General features: G+C 69.4%; 17 protein-coding genes. 12 read left to right on the top strand and 5 right to left on the bottom strand.

From position 1 onward, the window contains the following. Positions 1 to 2: 2 nt before the first annotated feature. The 3 genes from ACJ8AN_RS22885 to ACJ8AN_RS22875 all read right to left on the bottom strand — a co-directional run bounded on the left by ACJ8AN_RS22885 (position 3) and on the right by ACJ8AN_RS22875 (position 2,612). A complete protein-coding gene (locus ACJ8AN_RS22885; protein WP_407757563.1) occupies positions 3 to 1,118 on the bottom strand; it encodes a hypothetical protein in 1,116 nt (371 codons plus the stop codon). Positions 1,119 to 1,290: 172 nt separating this feature from the next. Next, the gene (locus ACJ8AN_RS22880; RefSeq protein WP_407757562.1) at positions 1,291 to 2,124 is read right to left on the bottom strand and encodes an SH3 domain-containing protein; all 834 of its coding nucleotides are present in this window, start codon (positions 2,122 to 2,124) and stop codon (positions 1,291 to 1,293) included. 35 nt (positions 2,125 to 2,159) lie between these two features. Further along, positions 2,160 to 2,612 carry a hypothetical protein gene (locus ACJ8AN_RS22875; protein WP_407757561.1) on the bottom strand — a complete coding sequence of 151 codons (453 nt, stop codon included), beginning with the start codon at positions 2,610 to 2,612 and terminating at the stop codon, positions 2,160 to 2,162. A 216-nt stretch (positions 2,613 to 2,828) separates the two neighbouring features. Here ACJ8AN_RS22875 and ACJ8AN_RS22870 point away from each other — a divergent pair, with 216 nt between their 5' ends. From ACJ8AN_RS22870 to ACJ8AN_RS22840, 7 genes are all read left to right on the top strand, one after another. Further along, positions 2,829 to 3,902, top strand: a complete 1,074-nt coding sequence (locus ACJ8AN_RS22870; RefSeq protein WP_407757560.1) for a 5'-nucleotidase — start codon at positions 2,829 to 2,831, stop codon at positions 3,900 to 3,902. Positions 3,903 to 3,933: 31 nt separating this feature from the next. Continuing rightward, positions 3,934 to 4,875 (top strand): ABC transporter ATP-binding protein, encoded by a 942-nt coding sequence (locus ACJ8AN_RS22865; protein ID WP_407757559.1) that lies wholly within the window; start codon positions 3,934 to 3,936, stop codon positions 4,873 to 4,875. Next, positions 4,872 to 5,594: an ABC transporter permease gene (locus tag ACJ8AN_RS22860; RefSeq protein ID WP_407757558.1), complete on the top strand. Its 723-nt coding sequence runs from the start codon at positions 4,872 to 4,874 to the stop codon at positions 5,592 to 5,594. Before ACJ8AN_RS22865 ends, ACJ8AN_RS22860 begins: the two co-directional genes overlap by 4 nt. After that, positions 5,591 to 7,444, top strand: coding sequence for a Gldg family protein (locus tag ACJ8AN_RS22855; protein ID WP_407757557.1), 1,854 nt, complete (start codon positions 5,591 to 5,593; stop codon positions 7,442 to 7,444). Before ACJ8AN_RS22860 ends, ACJ8AN_RS22855 begins: the two co-directional genes overlap by 4 nt. After that, positions 7,441 to 8,406: a hypothetical protein gene (locus ACJ8AN_RS22850; protein WP_407757556.1), complete on the top strand. Its 966-nt coding sequence runs from the start codon at positions 7,441 to 7,443 to the stop codon at positions 8,404 to 8,406. The genes ACJ8AN_RS22855 and ACJ8AN_RS22850 overlap by 4 nt, the downstream gene beginning before the upstream one ends. A gap of 110 nt (positions 8,407 to 8,516) precedes the next feature. Continuing rightward, positions 8,517 to 9,833 (top strand): DUF418 domain-containing protein, encoded by a 1,317-nt coding sequence (locus tag ACJ8AN_RS22845; protein WP_407757555.1) that lies wholly within the window; start codon positions 8,517 to 8,519, stop codon positions 9,831 to 9,833. An 87-nt stretch (positions 9,834 to 9,920) separates the two neighbouring features. Continuing rightward, positions 9,921 to 11,600 carry an FAD-dependent oxidoreductase gene (locus ACJ8AN_RS22840; RefSeq protein WP_407757554.1) on the top strand — a complete coding sequence of 560 codons (1,680 nt, stop codon included), beginning with the start codon at positions 9,921 to 9,923 and terminating at the stop codon, positions 11,598 to 11,600. A gap of 7 nt (positions 11,601 to 11,607) precedes the next feature. Here ACJ8AN_RS22840 and ACJ8AN_RS22835 read toward each other — a convergent pair whose 3' ends face one another. Further along, positions 11,608 to 12,006 carry a GIY-YIG nuclease family protein gene (locus ACJ8AN_RS22835; protein WP_407757553.1) on the bottom strand — a complete coding sequence of 133 codons (399 nt, stop codon included), beginning with the start codon at positions 12,004 to 12,006 and terminating at the stop codon, positions 11,608 to 11,610. Between the two features lie 64 nt (positions 12,007 to 12,070). Further along, on the bottom strand, positions 12,071 to 12,643 hold the full coding sequence (locus ACJ8AN_RS22830) for a hypothetical protein (protein ID WP_407757552.1): 573 nt from the start codon (positions 12,641 to 12,643) through the stop codon (positions 12,071 to 12,073). 273 nt (positions 12,644 to 12,916) lie between these two features. Between ACJ8AN_RS22830 and ACJ8AN_RS22825 the strand changes: the two genes are divergently transcribed. The 5 genes from ACJ8AN_RS22825 to ACJ8AN_RS22805 all read left to right on the top strand — a co-directional run bounded on the left by ACJ8AN_RS22825 (position 12,917) and on the right by ACJ8AN_RS22805 (position 16,974). After that, positions 12,917 to 13,558, top strand: a complete 642-nt coding sequence (locus ACJ8AN_RS22825) for a TetR/AcrR family transcriptional regulator (RefSeq protein ID WP_407757551.1) — start codon at positions 12,917 to 12,919, stop codon at positions 13,556 to 13,558. Further along, on the top strand, positions 13,555 to 14,433 hold the full coding sequence (locus ACJ8AN_RS22820; protein ID WP_407757550.1) for an alpha/beta fold hydrolase: 879 nt from the start codon (positions 13,555 to 13,557) through the stop codon (positions 14,431 to 14,433). Before ACJ8AN_RS22825 ends, ACJ8AN_RS22820 begins: the two co-directional genes overlap by 4 nt. Positions 14,434 to 14,544: 111 nt before the next feature. After that, a complete protein-coding gene (locus ACJ8AN_RS22815; protein ID WP_407757549.1) occupies positions 14,545 to 15,126 on the top strand; it encodes a calcium-binding protein in 582 nt (193 codons plus the stop codon). Between the two features lie 351 nt (positions 15,127 to 15,477). After that, a complete protein-coding gene (locus ACJ8AN_RS22810; protein ID WP_407757548.1) occupies positions 15,478 to 15,834 on the top strand; it encodes a hypothetical protein in 357 nt (118 codons plus the stop codon). Positions 15,835 to 15,906: 72 nt separating this feature from the next. Continuing rightward, positions 15,907 to 16,974: a hypothetical protein gene (locus tag ACJ8AN_RS22805; RefSeq protein WP_407757547.1), complete on the top strand. Its 1,068-nt coding sequence runs from the start codon at positions 15,907 to 15,909 to the stop codon at positions 16,972 to 16,974. The last annotated feature ends 29 nt before the right edge of the window (positions 16,975 to 17,003 follow it).

The following is a 17,003-nucleotide window of genomic DNA, read 5'->3' as shown; positions in this document are numbered from 1 at the left end:
GCTCACCCGCAGGAGTACTGCAGCAGCTGCACTCCCTCCTGGGTGCGGTGCATGTAGAGGACGAGGCCGTCATCGCGCACGGTGAGGTCGCGCACGCTCTCGTCGGCCAGGGTGTTGGGTGGCAGCGAGAGCACCTTCTGGACCTCGCCCATCGGGCTCAGGCACAGCAACTGGACGCTCTCCTCCATCCACTGGCCCGCCTTGGTGGCCGGGTCGAACTGCTCGCGCGCGACGTGGGCGGCGACGTAGATGCGGCCGGTCGCATCGCTATCCAGGAGGCTGAGCCGCACGATGGGCGTGGGGAGGACGTACTCGCGCATGAACTTCATCTGTCCGGTGGCCCGCTCCAGCGAGCGCACCCAGAACCGCCCCGCCGGCATCTGGATGACGGCCATGGACAGCAACGAGGCGCCGTCGCGGCTGGGGCGGCCGTCCAGCAGCGGCCGCTGCGGGTCGATGTTGCCCGCCGCGTCCCCCACGCGCACGGCCATGCCCTGGCCCCGCTCCACGTAGACACCGCTCGAATCGGCGAACACCCCCACGGCCTGGCCCCCCTTCTCGAGGTTCTTCCCGGGGACGGGCAGCTCGCCGAGCGGCTTGCCGTCCGGGTCGAGCACCGCGACGGTGTTGTCGCGCAGGTTGTCCATCACCAGCAGGGTCCCGGTGGAGGAGATCTCCAGGTCCCTCGGCACCTGCTGCGTCACGGGGATGGGCGGCAGCACCTTGCCGCTCTTGTCGAAGCGGGAGATGCGCCCGTTGACCTGATCCAACACATACACATTGCCCTGGCGATCCGCCGCGATCGACATCGGCGCCTCGGGGTTGGATTCGTTCGCCTTCAAGCGGCCGAACTGCTCCTCCCCGGAGCCCCAGCTCCCCTGGAAGAAGACTCGCTCGGAGGGGGTCTTGCTCTCGGAGGGGGGAATGACCACCCGGCCCGTCTGGGGCGTCTGGGATGGACCGCCAGCGGAGGCCACGGGGCTCGGGGTGGACGCCTTCTCTCCAGGAGCCGGGCGCGAGTCCTCCGCGGCCACCGGCGTGGAGCTGCCCCGGGTCAGGAAGAGAACCCCCGCCACGAGCACGAGGAGGGTGGCGATGGCCAGGACGCGTTTCCGCATGGGAGCAGGGCTCATGGTGTGGGGCAAGCGGGCGAGGCAGCGGAGGATACACCCAAAACGCGACGGCCCTGGCCGGGGGGGGCCCCACTCGCGTGGGTCGGCCAGGACCATCGTCGATGTCACTGCGCGGGCCGGCGCAGGCTCCTCCGGCCCGGTGGCGGCGGCTCCCGCCTCAGAGATCCTGGTCGCGGCGGATGACCTTGTAGTCGCTGCTGACCGAGCGGTAGTGGGTGATGCAGCCCGCCGAGCAGCCGGAGCACTCGAGGATGTACGGATCTCCGGCGGCGCTCGAGCCCGCGCCGCGAATCATGACGTGGCCACCCCCGATGAGGACGAACGCATCGGCGCGCTCGATGTTGGCGCGGCTGATGGTGAACCAGTGATACGAGGCCGTGGCGAAGTCGGTGCTGCTGTACGGGTGGGCGTCGGTGCAGGTGCCGGGGTTGGAGAGCGGAACGTTCCAGGCCTTGGCCACCATGCCGGAGCAGTCCGCGCCGCCCTCACCACTGTGGGAGCAGCTGGGGCAGGAGCCGCTGCAGGAGCCGTGGCCCAGGCCGCAGCCGAACTTCCCATGGCCCCACCAGTAGGAGTACCCATCCGACGCGCGCGCGCGCTCCAGGACGTTGTCCTTCACCGTGTCCGTCAGTCCGGACTCGAGCGAGCCCACCGTGGGAACCAGGTAGGCGCCGTACGCCCAGCCGGTGCGGCCGAAGTATTCGACCCGGTAGTACCCGTTCTCGGGGTCGGTCCGCTCGGCGACGGTGACGGAGGCCCCCTCGGGGACGACCATGAGGGCCCGGGCGTCCGGAGCCGGCGCCTCGCGCAGGTTGACGGGGGCGGACACGTCCAGCGGCGTGTTGAGCGCGAGGGAGGTGACGCCCCCGGGCCCGATGGGGGCGTACTGGACGCGCTCGTCGGAGCCGGTCAACGTCTCACTGCCCACCTGGCCCTCACTGCCACCGCACGCCGCCAGGAGTACCAACACCAGATACTTGTAATGACGCATATCGAATCCTCGTTTCGGTGTCTGGGTTCAGGGGCTCAGGGGTTGCAGCTCCAGGGCTGCCAGCCCCGGTCCTGCCACAGCTTGAAGGCGCCCTCGCTCTGGCCACCCGCGCACCAGTTGAAGCCGTACTGGGCCCGCTCGTTCTCGCCCATCTGGAAGAGCCCCTTGTACTGGCTGGCGTTGCCGTAGTGGGCCTTGGTGCCACCACCGAAATCACAGCAGTTCGACCAGTACCCACTCTCGCACCTGGCAATCTTGAGCGCGCTGTCCCCGCGGGCGCCAGTGCCGAACCAGTCTCGAATCGTCCTGATCACCCCAGCCCCGTCGGGACCGTTGCCGTGCGCGTCACCCTGCGGCCCGGTGCAGGTGATGGCCTCCTGCTCCGTGAGGCCCAGCTCGTCGCCCGGAATCTCGCCCTCCGGGCCACCACAACCAACGAGCGCGATTGCCGCGAAAGCGAAAACGCTGCCGAGCTTGAAACGATTCATGGCGAGGCCTCCCTGTGAGGGTACGAGCCGACGGCTTCACGGTCAGTCCGTCAGTCTTTGACAATTGAATCTGTATTCCGAAAAATCAGGAATATCAAGGAACCGAGAAAAACCCTGCGACAAATGTCGCAACCCCGCTGGGGGCCGGCGAAGCGCTCGCGGCCCCGCGTATAGGCTGTTCCCCGCCCCGAACCCCACACCCGGAGAGGCCCTGCGATGAGACGGAGTACCCCGATGGTGGCCCTGGTTTGCCTGCTGTTTTCCCTCGCGGCGCGGGCGGAGGAGAAGAAGCTCACCGTCCTGGTGACAGGGGACAATCGGGGGGAGCTCTCCCACTGCGGTTGCTCGCACCTGCCCGCGGGGGGGCTCGCCCGGCGGAAGACGGTGGTCGATCACGCCCGCGCCACGGGTCCCGTCCTGCTCCTCGACGCGGGCAACGCGCTGTTCAAGGAACCGGCCAGCGATGAGGCGTCGAAGGAGAAGGCCCGCTTCATCCTCGAGACGATGGGGGAGCTCCAGACCGCCGCCATGGCCGTGGGGCCGAGGGACCTGTCCGCCGGCCCCGAGTTCCTCAAGAGCACCGCCAGGAAGGCGAACGTGAAGGTCCTCTCGGCCAACCTCACGCGCAACGGCAAGAAGGTCTTCGAGCCCTCCACGGTGCTGACGCAGGGAGCGCTCCGCATCGGCGTGGTGGGCGTGGGGCCGGAGCTCGCGAGCCTCGCCAGCCAGCCCGGTGTGGTGGGAACGCCGCCGATCCCCGCGGCGATCGCCGAGGCCCGGAAGCTCGCGGGCAAGGTGGACCTGGTCATCGTGCTGGCGGCGCTCCCCCTCGAGGAGGTGCTCCAACTCTCGAAGGAGGCCGGAGACAGCGTGGACCTCATCTTCCATTCCGGCGACTCGAAGCGGCCCACCGTGGCGAGGCGCGACTACTCCAGCTTCCTCATCGCCTCCGGCCATCGCGGACAGATGGTGGTCAGCGTGGCGTTGGACCTCTCGGGTGAGGGGCCGCTGATGGACGGCGCCGAGCTCGCTCGCGCCGAGCAGACCCTGGCCCTGCTGGAGCAACAGCTCGCGGAGGCCCGGCAGCGCAACTTCCAGGAGAGCCTGAAGGGCCTCGAGGAGCGCGAGGCCCAGGTGCGGGCCACCCTCGAGGGCCTGCGCGGCCGCGAGGGCCGGACGCTCGCGCTCTCGACGCTGCCGCTGGGGCCGGGCGTGGCCGACGACGCCGCGCTGAAGGCCCGGGTGGAGAAGCTCGAGCCGCCCGGCGGCGTGGCGCACGACCAACCCTGACAGGCATGGCACTCGGAAAGGAGCGGCGCGGATGATCCAGGTGGAAGGGCTCACGAAGTATTACGGCGAGCATGCGGCGATCCGGGAGCTCGCCTTCAGCGTCGGCCGGGGCGAGGTCATCGGGTTCCTGGGCCTCAACGGGGCCGGGAAGTCGACGACGTTGAAGATTCTCGGGTGCGTGTTGCTGCCGACCTCGGGACGCGTGGTGATCGCCGGCCACGACGCCGTGCGCGAACCGCACGCGGTGCGCCAGCGCATCGGCTTCCTGCCGGACACGCCGCCGCTCTATGACGAGATGACGGTGGGCGAGTACCTCCTCTACGTGGCCCAGTTGCGCGGGGTGCCCTCCCGCGAGGCGCGCGCCCGCGTCGGCGAGGCGGAGGAGAAGACGTCGCTGCGCGAGGTGGACGGCGCGCTCATCTCCACGCTCAGCCACGGGTACCGGCAGCGCGTGGGCGTGGCGCAGGCGCTGGTGCACCGCCCGGCCTTCCTCATCCTGGACGAGCCCACCAGCGGGTTGGATCCCGCGCAGATCCGCGGCATGCGCGAGCTCATCCGGGGGCTGAGGGGCACGCACACCGTGCTCGTCTCCAGCCACATCCTCCCGGAGATCAGCGAGACGTGCGACCGGCTGCTCATCATCAACGGCGGGCAGTTGGTGGCGCAGGGCACGGAGGAGGAGCTGGCACGCACGCTGGGCACGGGTGCCATCGAGGTGGAGGTACGCGGGGACCGGGCGAAGGCGCTGGAGGCGCTGGCGGACCTCGGGCCGGTGAGCGTGGTGCGGGAGGACGGCGAGGGGCTCGCCCTGCGAGTGGAGGCGCCGGCGGACCAGCGGCCTCGCGTGGCGCGGGCGCTGATGAACGCGGGGTTGGAGCTGCTCCGCCTGGAGCGCGGCACGCAGCGGCTGGAGTCCATCTTCCTGAGCCTCACCCGGCGAAACGGGGCGGCCCCCGGGGAGGTGCGCTCATGAAGGCGCTGTTGATTGCACGCCGTGAGCTCGCGGGCTACCTGTACACGCGCAGCGGCTACGTCATCCTCGCGGTCATCCTCGCGTTGAACGGGTTGTTCTTCAACGCGTTCGCGCTCGGCAAGGCGGCGGAGCGCTCGGCGACGGTGCTCTCCCATTTCTTCTACTACTCGAGCGGCTTCACTCTCGTGGCCTCGGTGTTCATCTCCATGCGGCTGCTGGCCGAGGAGCGGCAGGCGGGCACGCTGCCGCTGCTGTACTCCTCGCCGCTCGAGGACCGGGACATCGTCCTGGGCAAGTACCTGGCGGGGCTGGCCTTCCTGGGCGTGTACCTGGTGTGCACCCTCTACATGCCGCTGATGATCATGGTGCACGGCAAGGTGTCCGCCGGACACATCCTCGCGGGCTACCTGGGGCTGCTGCTGCTGGGCAGCGCGGCGCTGGCGGTGGGGACGTTCGGCTCGGCGCTAGCGCGCAACCAGATGATGGCCGCCATCTTCACCTCGGTGATGTTGGTGGCGCTCGTGCTGTGCTGGATGCTGGCGCGCATCACCGAGCAGCCGCTCGCGAGCGTCTTCAGCGGGCTGTCGCTCTGGAACCAGCACTTCCCGTCCTTCCAGGCCGGGGTGGTGCACGTGCGGGACGTGAGCTACTACCTGGTGCTCACCTACGTGGCGCTCTTCGGAGCCACCCGCGTGCTCGAAGCGCGGAGGTGGCGATGAGCTCCCGGGGAAGCAGTCCGCGGACGAGCCTCGCCTTCGCGGGGGTGCTGGTGCTCGGCCTCATCGCCGAGCGCATCGCCGGCGCGGGCGGCGCGCTCGTCGTCATGGGCGTGGTGCGCGCCGTGCTGCTGCTGGGCCTCATCGCCTGGGGCGCCATGCGCATGGCCCGGACGGACGGCGAGCGCAAGCTGCTGTGGCGCTGGGCGCTGCTCTGCTACGGCGTGGGCCTGGCCGGGCTGCTGCTGCACACCGCCTGCACGGAGCCGGGAACCTGGCTGCTCGGCGCGCCGCTGTCCCAGTCCTCGCCGAGGCTGGCGGTGGCCTTCCAGGTGCTCTTCCCGGCGCTGCTCGTCTCGTCGCTGGTGCCCCTGGCGCTGCTCGAGGCCTCCGCCGCGGCCATGGCCCGCGCGGCCGTGGTGGAGACGGAGCGCGCGCGCGGGGCACTCCTCGCCGGCGTGGGGACGGCCTCCGTGCTCGTCTTCGGCTTCTCGGCCGTGTACGTGGCCACCCAGCTCGACCGGATGTGGGACCTGTCCTACTTCCGCACCACGCGCTCGGGCGAGTCCACGCGCAAAATCGTCCAGGGGCTCACCGAGCCGCTTCGGGTGACGCTCTTCTTCCCGCCGGCCAACGACGCGGGGGAGCTGGTGGCGGAGTACTTCCGCGAGCTGGGCCAGGAGTCGCCCCTGCTCCAGGTGGAGTGGCTGGACGAGGCGATGGAGCCGGTGCGGGCGCGCGCCCTGGGAGTCGCCCACAACGGCGTCGTCGTCCTCTCGCGCGGCGAGCGGCACGAGCTGTACACGGTGGGGCAGGATCTCGACTGGGCCCGTGAGCAGCTCATGGCGTTGGATCGCGCGGTGCAGCGGCGGCTGCTCCTGTTGTCGCGGCCGCGGCGCGTGCTCTACATCACCGCGGGACATGGCGAGCGGGGGGATGCACCGCCGAAGTCGGGGGACATGGCGCCCCAGAGCATCAGCGACTTCAAGGACTTCCTGCGCGCGCAGAACCTGGAGGTGAAGAACCTGGGCCTCGCCGAGGGGCTGGGCAAGGAGGTGCCGCCCGACGCGGGGCTCGTGGTCATCCCCGCTGCGGCGAAGGAATTCCTCCCGGCGGAGGTGGCCGCCCTGCGCGAGTACCTGGACCGGGGAGGCAAGCTGTGGGTGGCGCTGGAGCCGGAGGGCCCCGCGCACGACGCGCTGCTGGAGTTGCTGGGGTTGAAGTACGTGAACACGCCGCTGGCCAACGAGCAGATGTTCCTGCGCGCCCGGCACCAGCAGAGCGATCACTCCAACCTGGGCTCGGCCTTCTACTCCTCGCACCCGTCCGTCTCCACGCTGGCCTCGCTGGGGCAGCAGGCGCCGGTGTTGTTCCCGGGCGCGGGGACGTTCGAGCCCCTCGAGCCGCCGCCGGCCGGCGTGAGCCTCGAGGTGACGGTGCGGGCGCACGAGGCGACCTTCCCGGACAAGAACCGCGACTTCACCCAGGGCGGAGACGAGCAGAGCGGCAAGTGGCCCCTGGTCGTGGCGGTGAGCAGGACGGGCAGCGGCACGGAGCCCGCGCGCGCGGTGGTGATGGGGGACGCGGACGCGCTGGCGGATGGCGTGCTGCGCAACGCGGGCAACGCCCAGCTCGCGCTGGACACGGTGCGTTGGCTCACCGGGGAAGAGTCCATCTCGGGCACCACGTCCAACGAGGAGGACGTGCCCCTCCAGCACACGCGCGAGCAGGACGCCGTCTGGTTCTACGCGACCGTGCTCCTGGCACCGGCGATGGTGCTGGGCATGGGCTTCTTCGTGACGCGGCGCCGGGGTCAGCGCGCGCCGCGCGAGCCACAAGGAGAGGCGCGATGAACACGCGGGCGGTGGTGCCCCAGGTCGCGCTCGCGGCCGTGGGGCTGGTGGCGGCCTTCCTCGTCTGGCAGCGCGAGCCGGAAGCGCTGCCCGGCGGAGTCACCGTACTGGACGTCTCCAGGCGGTCGCTCCAGCGGGCGCGCTACGAGGACGCGGCGCGCTTCGTGGAGCTGTACCGGGATGAGCGGGACGAGGAGACGATCTGGGTGCGGCTCGGGAGCGCCGCGAATGGAGCGGGAGGGGAAACGCCGCCCCGCGAGCTGCGCGGCAACGAGGCGGCACGGAGCCTCTTCGCCAGCCTCGCGCCGCTCGAGGGCATGCGGGCGCTGGGAGCGGTGGACGCGAAGAAGCTCGAGGAGCTGGGCATCACCGGCAGTCCACGCAAGCTGGCGCTGACGGTGGGGAGCCAGCAGCAGGTCCTCAAGCTGGCATCACCGGTGGGCACGGACTGGGGCAGCCCCTACGTGCTCCGCGAGGACGGCCGCGTATTCCTGCTGGGTCCCACGCTCCTGCCGGATCTCGAGGGCGCGGCGACGCGGCTGGTGGACCGCCAGCTGCACACGCTCGGGCCGGAGGAATTCGACGCCTTCACGGTGACGCAGGGGAAGAACGCGCGCGCCTTCGTCGTGAGCGGGAAACAGCCCGGGCCGGTGACGGTCTCTCCGCGGAGCGCCCCGGACGCGCCGGACGAGCGCGTGCGCAACTGGCATGAGGTCGTGTGGCAGTTGCAGCCACTGGACGTGCTCGGCCGGGGCGAGGAACCGCCCGGTGGCGAGCCGGAGGAGTTGTTCCAGGTGGAGTACGCGCGCGGCGACAAGGTGGCGGGGTTCATCATCGTGGCACGCGGCGCCGAGGGGGACTTCTACGCGCGCACCGAGCACACGGTGGGCTGGGTGCGGCTCCAGGGCGGCGTGGACACCCTGGCGGCCGGAGCCATCCAGGTGGCCTCGGGGAGTCCCTGAGCGAGGGGGCGCCGACGCTACGTGCTCTCCCATAGAGTGAACCCGAGTTCCGTGAAGGACTCACCGGGGGTGCGATTGACGCGAGGGGGAGGGGAGCATCTGCTGGCGGCATGTCCGAATCCCCTGATCCCGCGCCGGCCTCCGGCGCAGGCGCCCGCCCGGTGGACCTCTCCGAGCGGGTGACCCTGTTGGACGTGCTGCGCGGCTTCGCACTGTGCGGCGTCTTCGTCTCCAACAGCTTCACCTGGTTCAGCGGCCGCGTCCTCCTGCCGCGCGAACAGGCCCAGGCGCTGTCGGCCCCCGTGCTCGAGACCGTCGTCACCGCCCTCTACAACTTCTTCGTGAACCAGAAGTTCGTCACCCTCTTCTCGTTCCTCTTCGGACTGGGCTTCTCCATCCAGCTCACGCGCGCCGAGGCGCGGGGCGCCTCCATCGTCCCGCTGTACTCACGGCGGTTGCTGGTGCTGCTGGGCATCGGCCTGACGCACATGTTCGCCATCTGGACGGGTGATGTGCTCTCCACCTACGCGGTGGTGGGCTTCGCGCTGATGCTCTTCCGCCAGCGCTCGGACCGGACGGTGCTGGCATGGGTGGTGGTGCTGCACGTGGCGGTGCCCCTGCTGGTGCCCCTGCTCCAGCACTCCGTTCCCATCCTGCTGCACGGCGCCCAGGCGGCGGCCGAGGCGGCGAAGGCCAGTGAAGCGCATGACGCCCAGATGCGGGCGCGCTTGCTGGCGGGACTCTCCAGCGATTCCTTCTGGACGACCCAGGCGGCGAACGCGGGCTACGTGGGGTACATGCTCCCGCAGGTCAAACGGCTGCTCTGGATGAGCACCATCCTCGCCCGCTTCCTGCTGGGCCTGCTCGCGGGGCGGCACCTGCTGTTGCAGGACGTGGAGCGCAACCGTCCCTTGCATCGCCGGCTGCTCGTCTGGGGACTGGTGGTGGGCGTGCTGGGCAATGGCACGTGGCTGGTGGTGATGCGCCTGCGCCAGGCGGGACTGGTGAATCCGGAGAAGGACGCGTGGATGCACCTCATGTCCGCCCTCCAGGAGCTGGGCTACCTGGGCCTGGCCGCGGTGTACGTGGCCGGCTTCGCCCTGCTCTTCCAGCGCGAGCGGTGGCAGCGGGTGATGCGGGTGCTGGCGCCGGTGGGCCGCATGGCGCTCACCAACTACCTGCTGGAGTCGGTGGTGAGCATTTGCATCTACGACGGCTGGGGGCTGGGCTTCATCGGCCGGATGCCGCCGTCGGGCTGCGTGGCGCTCACGTTGGCCGTCTTCGCGCTGCAGGTGCCCTTCAGCCACTGGTGGCTGTCACGCTTCCGCTTCGGCCCGGCCGAGTGGCTGTGGCGCTCGCTCACCTACGGCCGTGCGCAGCCCATGCGGCTGGTCCCCCGGGAGGCCACGGAACCGGCGGTGGGCTGACGCCTCCCCAAGAACCCGGAGCGGGCCTGCGGGTGAGCGCACGTCTGCCCATGCCACGCGCGCCCCGGGGGCTCCAGATTCGACTCCATGGAGCCTCCACGCCCTCCGGGAGAGCCCGAGTACGACCCGAGCGACCCCTACGTCCGCGACGCGCAGACCTTCCCGCACCTCGGCCCCGAGCTGGCCGAGCGGGTCGCCGCCTACGGCACCGAGGAGCGGCTCCCCAATGGCACCCTCGTCTTCCGGCGCGGAGACCGGGGCGTCGACTTCTTCCTGGTGCTCGAGGGCAGCATCGAGATCTTCACCTTCGGGTTCCACGGCGAGCCGCTCGTCCTCCACGTGCATGGCGAGCGGCAGTTCACCGGCGAGTTGGATCTCTTCAATGACCGGCAGATCCTGGTGGATGGCCGCACCGGGGCCGACAGCCGGGTGGTGCGGGTGAAGCGTCCCGACTTCCGGCGGATGGTGGCGAGCGAGCCGGACCTCGGCGAAATCATCATGCGGGCGTTCATCCTGCGCCGCGTGGGATTGATCCGGCACTCGCAGGGCGGGGTCGTGCTCATCGGCCCCAACCATGGTGCCGACACCCTGCGGCTCGAGCGCTTCCTGATACGCAATGGCTACCCGCACCGGCTGTTCGACACCGAGACCGACCCGGATGGCGGCGGCTTCCTCGCCTGCTTCAAGCTGGCGGCCGGGCAGCTGCCCGTGGTGGTGGCTCCGGGCGACCGCGTGCTCCGCAACCCCACCAACGCCGCGCTCGCCGATGAGCTGGGCCTCACCGAAACGGTGGACCCCGAGCACGTCTTCGACCTGGTGGTGGTGGGCGCGGGTCCAGGAGGGCTCGCGGCCGCCGTCTATGGCGCTTCCGAGGGACTGGACACGCTGGTGCTCGAGGGCCTGGCACCTGGCGGGCAGGCGGGGACCAGCTCGAAGATCGAGAACTACCTCGGCTTTCCCACCGGCATCTCCGGCCAGGCGCTCGCGGGACGGGCGCAGGTCCAGGCGCAGAAGTTCGGGGCCCGGTTGCTCATCTCGCGCTCGGTCACCGGCCTCGACTGCGAGCGCAGGCCCTACCGGTTGAGCCTGGAGGACGGCCGCTCGGTGCAGGCCCGGGCGGTGGTCATCGCCACCGGCGCGCGCTACCGCAAGCTCGACGTGCCCGACCTCGCGCGCTTCGAGGGACAGGGCATCCACTACGCCGCCACCGCCATGGAGTCCCAGCTGTGCAGGGACGATGAAGTGGCCGTCGTCGGGGGTGGCAACTCGGCGGGCCAGGCGGCCGTCTACCTCTCGCGCACCGCCCGCCGGGTCCACATGCTCGTGCGGGGCAAGGGGCTCGCCGCGACGATGTCCGACTACCTCGTCCAGCGCATCCACTCCTCGCCCCACATCCTCCTGTACACGCGCTCGGAGATCACCGCGCTCGCGGGGGACTCGCTGCTGCGCGAGGTGACGTGGCTCGACCGGGAGACGGGAGAGGCGTCCACGCACCGCATCGGCAACGTCTTCGTGATGATTGGCGCCGAGCCGAACACCGAATGGCTGAAGGGCTGCCTCGCGCTCGACGACAAGGGCTTCGTCAAGACGGGGTACGGCGACGACGGGCTCCCGCTCGCCTCGCCCTACGAGACCACGCGCCCGGGCATCTACGCGGTGGGAGACGTGCGCTCGGGCTCGGTGAAGCGCGTGGCGTCGAGCGTGGGAGAGGGCTCGGTGGTGGTGCAGGCCATCCACCGATTCCTCAACCCCGCCGTGGTGGGCTGAACGGGCGTCACTTCGGCGGGTCGTTGTAGCCGGCCTCGCCGTAGGGGCGGAGCCGCTCGAGCCAGAGCGACTCCAGCACCGCCAGTTCCTCCTTCGGGTCCGTCGTGTGCGGCTCCTCCGAGGGGGGCAGGACATCGAGCACCTCGAAGGTGAAGGAGTCGGCGCCGTGGCGGTTCCAGTCCTCCTGCAGCGCGGGATGGGTGCGGTAGCCACCGGTGGTCAGCGCGAAGCGAATGCGATTGAGCATGCCGGGGAGGTTGACGCTCGTGCCCACCAGAACCTTGCCATTGGCGCGGTTGCGCACCGCGTACACGCCCATCGGGGGAGGCGTCTCCTTGTAGTTCTGTTTCAACTCCGCGCGGCGTGACCGGCTACCGTTCGGCGCTGCTGTTTCATTCGAGGACATGACGGTCTTCTCCTGCTCTGGGTTGTGGGTGTGACGAAGGGGAGATGAAGAAGGGACGAGCGAGTCAGCGCTCGTCGCCGAGCGCGATGAGCTTCGCTTCGAGCCGGGCCCGGGCGGCCGTGTCGAGCGGCTCCACCCAGTTGAACCCCATGCGCGCCCAATCCGGGTCCGCGGGGTCCACCCCGAACGCGGCGAGGAAGCCGGCCTCGGTGACGAAGAACTGCTCGCGGAAGGGGAAGAGGTAGCCCCCATCCCTCCGGAGCGAGGCGAGCGCCTCCGCGTACGAGGCGAACCAGCGGTTGAGGAAGACGCTCGGGGTCTTCACGAAGAAGGCCTCCGTGTCGAACCGGCGCGGTGCATCCTCGTGCTCGCCGAGGGCCTGCTTCAGCTCCGCCCAGGAAGCGTGGCCCTGCTCGTGGGCGATGACGGCCAGCGCGTGCTTGCGCTGCACCGACTCCTTGCGAGCGAGCAGCTCCCCGGGGGACAGGCGAGCGAAGACGGGGAGCGCGCGCAGCCGTTCCGCGGCCCGCGTGGCGCGCGAGGGCTCGGAGGAGCACAGGTCCTTGAGCAGGATGGATGCTCGGACCTTGCACTCGCGCAGGGTGTGGGGCGTGGCAGCGCGGGAAACGGTTCCCATGACAAATCCCTCGGCGTCGGCCTCACCCGGTCAAGGGCCGTGGAAGGAACTCATCGAGAACGTGTCGGACCGCGGGGCGAAGCGAGGGTGACGTCGTCTTTTCGGGCAGGCGCCCCTCGGCACCTTCCATTCAACTTAAGAAGGTGGAGGAAGGTGTGCAAGGGCCCTCGGGGGAGACGCCCGGAGCGGAGCACGCCCGCTCGGAGCCCGGAGTGACCCGCGGCACCTGGACTGGAGCTTCGCGTGGACTTTCGTTAAACATGTTCATTGAACGTGTCCAACGAACCGAAACAGAAGGCGGGCGTCCGGGCCACCCAGAAGGAAGCCACCCGGCAGGCGGTGCTCGAGGCGGCGCGCGCGGAGTTCGAGCGCGTGGGCTTCGAAGCGGCGAATCTGCGCGCCATCGCGGCGAGCGCGGGGGTGTCGGCGGGGACGGTGCTGCACCACTACGGCGACAAGCGGGAGCTGCTCCACGCCGCGCTGTTCGATGACCTCGACGAGACGCTGCGGAGCACCGTGGCCGGGCTCGGAGCGGGCACGCTGGAGGCGCAGCTCTCCGAGCTGACGCGCGGCGTGTTCCGCTACTACCAGCAGCGCCCCAAGCTCTCGCGGGCCCTGCTCAAGGAGTCGCTCTTCGCGGACGAGCCGTGGGCCCAGAAGTTCAGTGGGCAGGTGCGCGACGTGCACGGAGTCATCGCGCGACTGGCCGAGGAGGCGGGGGCACGAGGCGAGCTCCGGCCGGGCGTGGATGGCGCGCTGTTCGCCGTCGCGTACTTCTCGTTCTTCTATTTCGCCCTCATCTCGTGGGTGCAGAGCGCGCACGGCGCACCGGTGGCGCTGGTGGAGCGCCTGGTGCACCAGCACCTCGAGGGCCTGCGTCCGATTGAAAAGCCGTCCAGGAGGAGAAGCCCATGAAGAAGTCCGCGTTCCGAGGCGAGCAGGCGAAGGCTGTCCTGGTGCAGTGGTTCGACCGCTTCCGCAACGGCATCGAGGTGCCGACCGGGAGCAGGACGGTGAAGACGCGGTTCGGAGACACGCACGTGCTCGTGGGGGGGCCGGAGGGCGCACCGCCGTTGGTCATGCTCCACGGGGCGATGGCGAGCTCGGCGCACGTGCTGAGGGAGCTGGCCCCGCTGCTCGAGCGCTTCCGGGTCCATGCGGTCGACGTCATCGGGCAATCGGTGAAGAGCGCGGACGTGCGGCCCTCGGTCTCCAACAACGAGTACGCCGAGTGGCTCTCGGACGTGATGGAGGGGCTGTCGCTCCCGAAGGCACACGTGGTGGGGGTGAGCTGGGGCGGCTTCGTCTCCATCCGCCTCGCGGCGTTCGCACCGGAGCGCATCCAGCGGCTCGTCCTGCTCGTCCCGGCGGGCATGGTGAACGGCTCGCCGTGGGAGGGGTTCTTCAAGCTGGGCCTCCCGATGATGCTGTACAACCTGTCGCCCTCCGAGCGGCGGCTGGAAGCCTTCGTCCGCCACCTGCTCACGACCCCGGATGACGACTGGAAGCCCTACCTGGGCGACGCCCTGCGCTCATACAACCTGGACATGCGGATTCCGCCGCTCGCGAAGCCGGAGGAGCTCGCGCGGTTGAAGGCGCCCACGCTCGTGATGGGCGCGGACCTGGACGTGAGCATGCCGGGACAACGGCTGCTCGCTCGCGCGCCGGAACTCTTCCCGACGCTCGCCGCCACGGAGCTCATCAAGGACTGCCGCCACTGCCCGCCGACGACGGACACCTTCCGGCGCTGGCTGTCGGATCGCATCAGCACCTTCCTGCTCGCGAACTGACCCTGCCTCCCGCCCAGGCAGGCGGCGCCCCACTTCCGGGCTCCGGTCATCCCTTCCGCCCCGGGCCGCGTACTGCCTCGTGAAACCACCCGAACACTGGGAGACACGACCATGAAGGCATCCATCACCCTCCGCCATGCGCTGCTGAGAACCACCCTCGCCTGCCTGCTGTTGGGAGCCGCGGCGGCGCGCGCCCAGGTTCCTGGAACCGACGTCCTCGAGGAGGTGTCCACGAACGCGGTGCAGACAACCTGCTTTGGCCTGGCACCCACCAAGACCGGCAGCGGCACCATCAACGGCACCGAAGGCAATGACGTCATCATCGGCAGCAGTGGCCGGGACGTCATCGATGGCCTCGGCGGCAATGACGTCATCTGCGGCGCGGGCGGGAACGACACCCTCTCCGGAGGCGCCAACGCGGATACGATTTCCGGCGGGCCCGGCGATGACCGGCTGGACGGCAACGGTGGCAAGGACCTGCTCATCGGCGGGCGCAACAACGACGTCCTCCGGGGCGGCGTCGGTGATGACGACCTGCGCGGCGGCTCGGACACCGATGACCTCAATGGCGAGCTCGGCGCGGACAAGCTCAAGGGCGGGGCCGGTGTGGACGTGTGCGACGGCGGCGTGGACGACCCGGACCAGGACATGGCGGACGCCAACAGCTGCGAGTTCATCCGCAACGTGCCCTGAGTGGGCACGCAGCGGAAAGGTGCGATGCCGCAGACAGGTGGACCTGGTCCAACCGCGGCATCGCGCCCGGCTCTTCCGACCCCACTTCAGGGACCTGTGACGGGCTTCACTCGCGGCGAGTTGCCTGCATCACAGGCCCGCCTTCGTCCTTGGTGGAGACTTCCCTTCACCCGAGCGCCTGGAAGCTTGCATACCTCTCGGATGTCCTCAGTAAAGTAGGCTGGTTCGCTCCCATGTCACAGGATTCAGAAGCGAGCACGCAGTGGAGGATGTGTGCGGTGTGAAGGGCTCCACGAAAGCGAATGCTCCAGAGTGGGCAGCCCCAGAGACACGACGTTCAGGAAATCCAATATGACCAACGCAGCGGACGTGAAGACCCCAACCCTTGACGCAATGTACCAGCAGGCCTTTGCTTCTCAAACGGGCACCCAGACTCCACCAGGAGTGCTTTCATTACTCTACCACCTCGTCCATGACGAGAGTGTCAGGACTACGCTACGGCAGCAAGGGTACCAGACTCTGTTTACGACCTTCGGTTTGACGGTTGCGGACCAGAAGGTGCTGCTGGCTGCTGGCAATGCGGGGGCGCCCGATAATGCGCAGTGCCAAGCCATCGTCAACCTCATACCCGAGCAGCAGCGTGGCTCCTCCTTCAACGAGCAGAGCCTGATCTCAGAGCTCATGAATTGCTACTACATCGCCTGGTAGGCCCCAGCAAACCGCCCCTTGTCCCCAAGCCGAGTCCTCGCCCGGCACCGAACCTTCCGCGGAAGAACCACCATGCTCTGGCCACTCGTAGAGACGCTCTCACATGTAGAGCCATTCGTCCCTGCCGCGCTGGTGCCCACCGAGGCGCTCGCGCAAGCACGCAGGCTCGGCGCACGACTGCCGGACGCGATGTCCTCCTACTATTTCGAGTGCCGCCTGGCAGGCAACTCGACCCAGGTGGATCTCCTGACGTGCACGACGGCTGCCGACGGCCGTCAACTCCTGGCATCCCAGGCAGGCGCTGCCGGCATGGGCGAGTCTCCCTCCGCGTCCCTCCTGAACAGCATTCGAGGCTTCTGCTCCCGTTGGGCTAACCCTGCCTCTGCCCTGTCTGGGCAGATTCCCCTGGTCTGGTTCGAGTTCGACGACGTTGCCCGGCCTACGCTCGACCAGGCCAATCTCGGCTTCTGCCTCGAGCCCGACTACCTCTCGCCGGAGTGGCCCAGGGCAGCACCTGAGCGACTCGATGAGCAGACATTCCATCAGCTCGTCGAGGAGCCCTTGCAGCTGCTCTTGGGGCACTCCGTCCCCGGGCCACTCCGGCAGAGCCTGCGCACGACCTTCGCCTGCCTGCCGGAGGAGGGCCGTATCATCGATGTTTCGGTCATGCTGGCCAGGCGACCCGCCGTCGTGAAGCTCTATGCGAGTGTGCCTCTCGGAACGCTGCTGCCGTACCTTGCATCCATCGGCTGGACCGGAGACGAATCTGTCGTCCTGCACATCCTGTCCTCTTTCTGCGAACCCTTGCTGCCGCAGCGGGTCTTCATCGATCTGACGCTCGGGGAGACCCTTTCGCCCCGCCTCGGGGTGGCATTTCCGCGGCTTCACCTTGATCGCCATCAGCACGGCGAGCAGCGGTGGCGGCAATTGTTGGAGCTCTGTGTCCGTCAGGGCCTCTGCACCCCGGAGAAGCAGGCGGCCCTTATGACCTGGAAAGGCTCCTCGCGCTGCCTGTACGCGGACGAGGCTTGGCCAGTCCGGATGAACCGGTGGGCGGACGTAAAGCTCGTCCATCAGCCAGGCTCGCCCCTCGAAGCCAAAGCCTACCTGGGCTTCACGCCCAGGTTCTCGATTCTCTGAAGCAGCCTCTCCAGAACAGGACTCCCCGA

It is taken from the genome of Archangium sp. (genome assembly GCF_045802675.1).
GTDB lineage: Bacteria > Myxococcota > Myxococcia > Myxococcales > Myxococcaceae > Archangium.
The sequence above is the reverse complement of the archived record's forward strand: the minus strand, read 5'-3'. Positions and strand labels throughout refer to the sequence as shown.

Coding starts and splice junctions, on each gene's coding strand:
- ACJ8AN_RS22830 (WP_407757552.1), bottom strand. CDS start 12,643: ATGGGAACCGTTTCCCGCGCTGCCACGCCCCACACCCTGCGCGAGTGC.
- ACJ8AN_RS22805 (WP_407757547.1), top strand. CDS start 15,907: ATGCTCTGGCCACTCGTAGAGACGCTCTCACATGTAGAGCCATTCGTC.
- ACJ8AN_RS22880 (WP_407757562.1), bottom strand. CDS start 2,124: ATGCGTCATTACAAGTATCTGGTGTTGGTACTCCTGGCGGCGTGCGGT.
- ACJ8AN_RS22850 (WP_407757556.1), top strand. CDS start 7,441: ATGAACACGCGGGCGGTGGTGCCCCAGGTCGCGCTCGCGGCCGTGGGG.
- ACJ8AN_RS22885 (WP_407757563.1), bottom strand. CDS start 1,118: ATGCGGAAACGCGTCCTGGCCATCGCCACCCTCCTCGTGCTCGTGGCG.
- ACJ8AN_RS22835 (WP_407757553.1), bottom strand. CDS start 12,006: ATGTCCTCGAATGAAACAGCAGCGCCGAACGGTAGCCGGTCACGCCGC.
- ACJ8AN_RS22865 (WP_407757559.1), top strand. CDS start 3,934: ATGATCCAGGTGGAAGGGCTCACGAAGTATTACGGCGAGCATGCGGCG.
- ACJ8AN_RS22815 (WP_407757549.1), top strand. CDS start 14,545: ATGAAGGCATCCATCACCCTCCGCCATGCGCTGCTGAGAACCACCCTC.
- ACJ8AN_RS22870 (WP_407757560.1), top strand. CDS start 2,829: ATGAGACGGAGTACCCCGATGGTGGCCCTGGTTTGCCTGCTGTTTTCC.
- ACJ8AN_RS22860 (WP_407757558.1), top strand. CDS start 4,872: ATGAAGGCGCTGTTGATTGCACGCCGTGAGCTCGCGGGCTACCTGTAC.
- ACJ8AN_RS22875 (WP_407757561.1), bottom strand. CDS start 2,612: ATGAATCGTTTCAAGCTCGGCAGCGTTTTCGCTTTCGCGGCAATCGCG.
- ACJ8AN_RS22845 (WP_407757555.1), top strand. CDS start 8,517: ATGTCCGAATCCCCTGATCCCGCGCCGGCCTCCGGCGCAGGCGCCCGC.
- ACJ8AN_RS22810 (WP_407757548.1), top strand. CDS start 15,478: ATGACCAACGCAGCGGACGTGAAGACCCCAACCCTTGACGCAATGTAC.
- ACJ8AN_RS22855 (WP_407757557.1), top strand. CDS start 5,591: ATGAGCTCCCGGGGAAGCAGTCCGCGGACGAGCCTCGCCTTCGCGGGG.
- ACJ8AN_RS22840 (WP_407757554.1), top strand. CDS start 9,921: ATGGAGCCTCCACGCCCTCCGGGAGAGCCCGAGTACGACCCGAGCGAC.
- ACJ8AN_RS22820 (WP_407757550.1), top strand. CDS start 13,555: ATGAAGAAGTCCGCGTTCCGAGGCGAGCAGGCGAAGGCTGTCCTGGTG.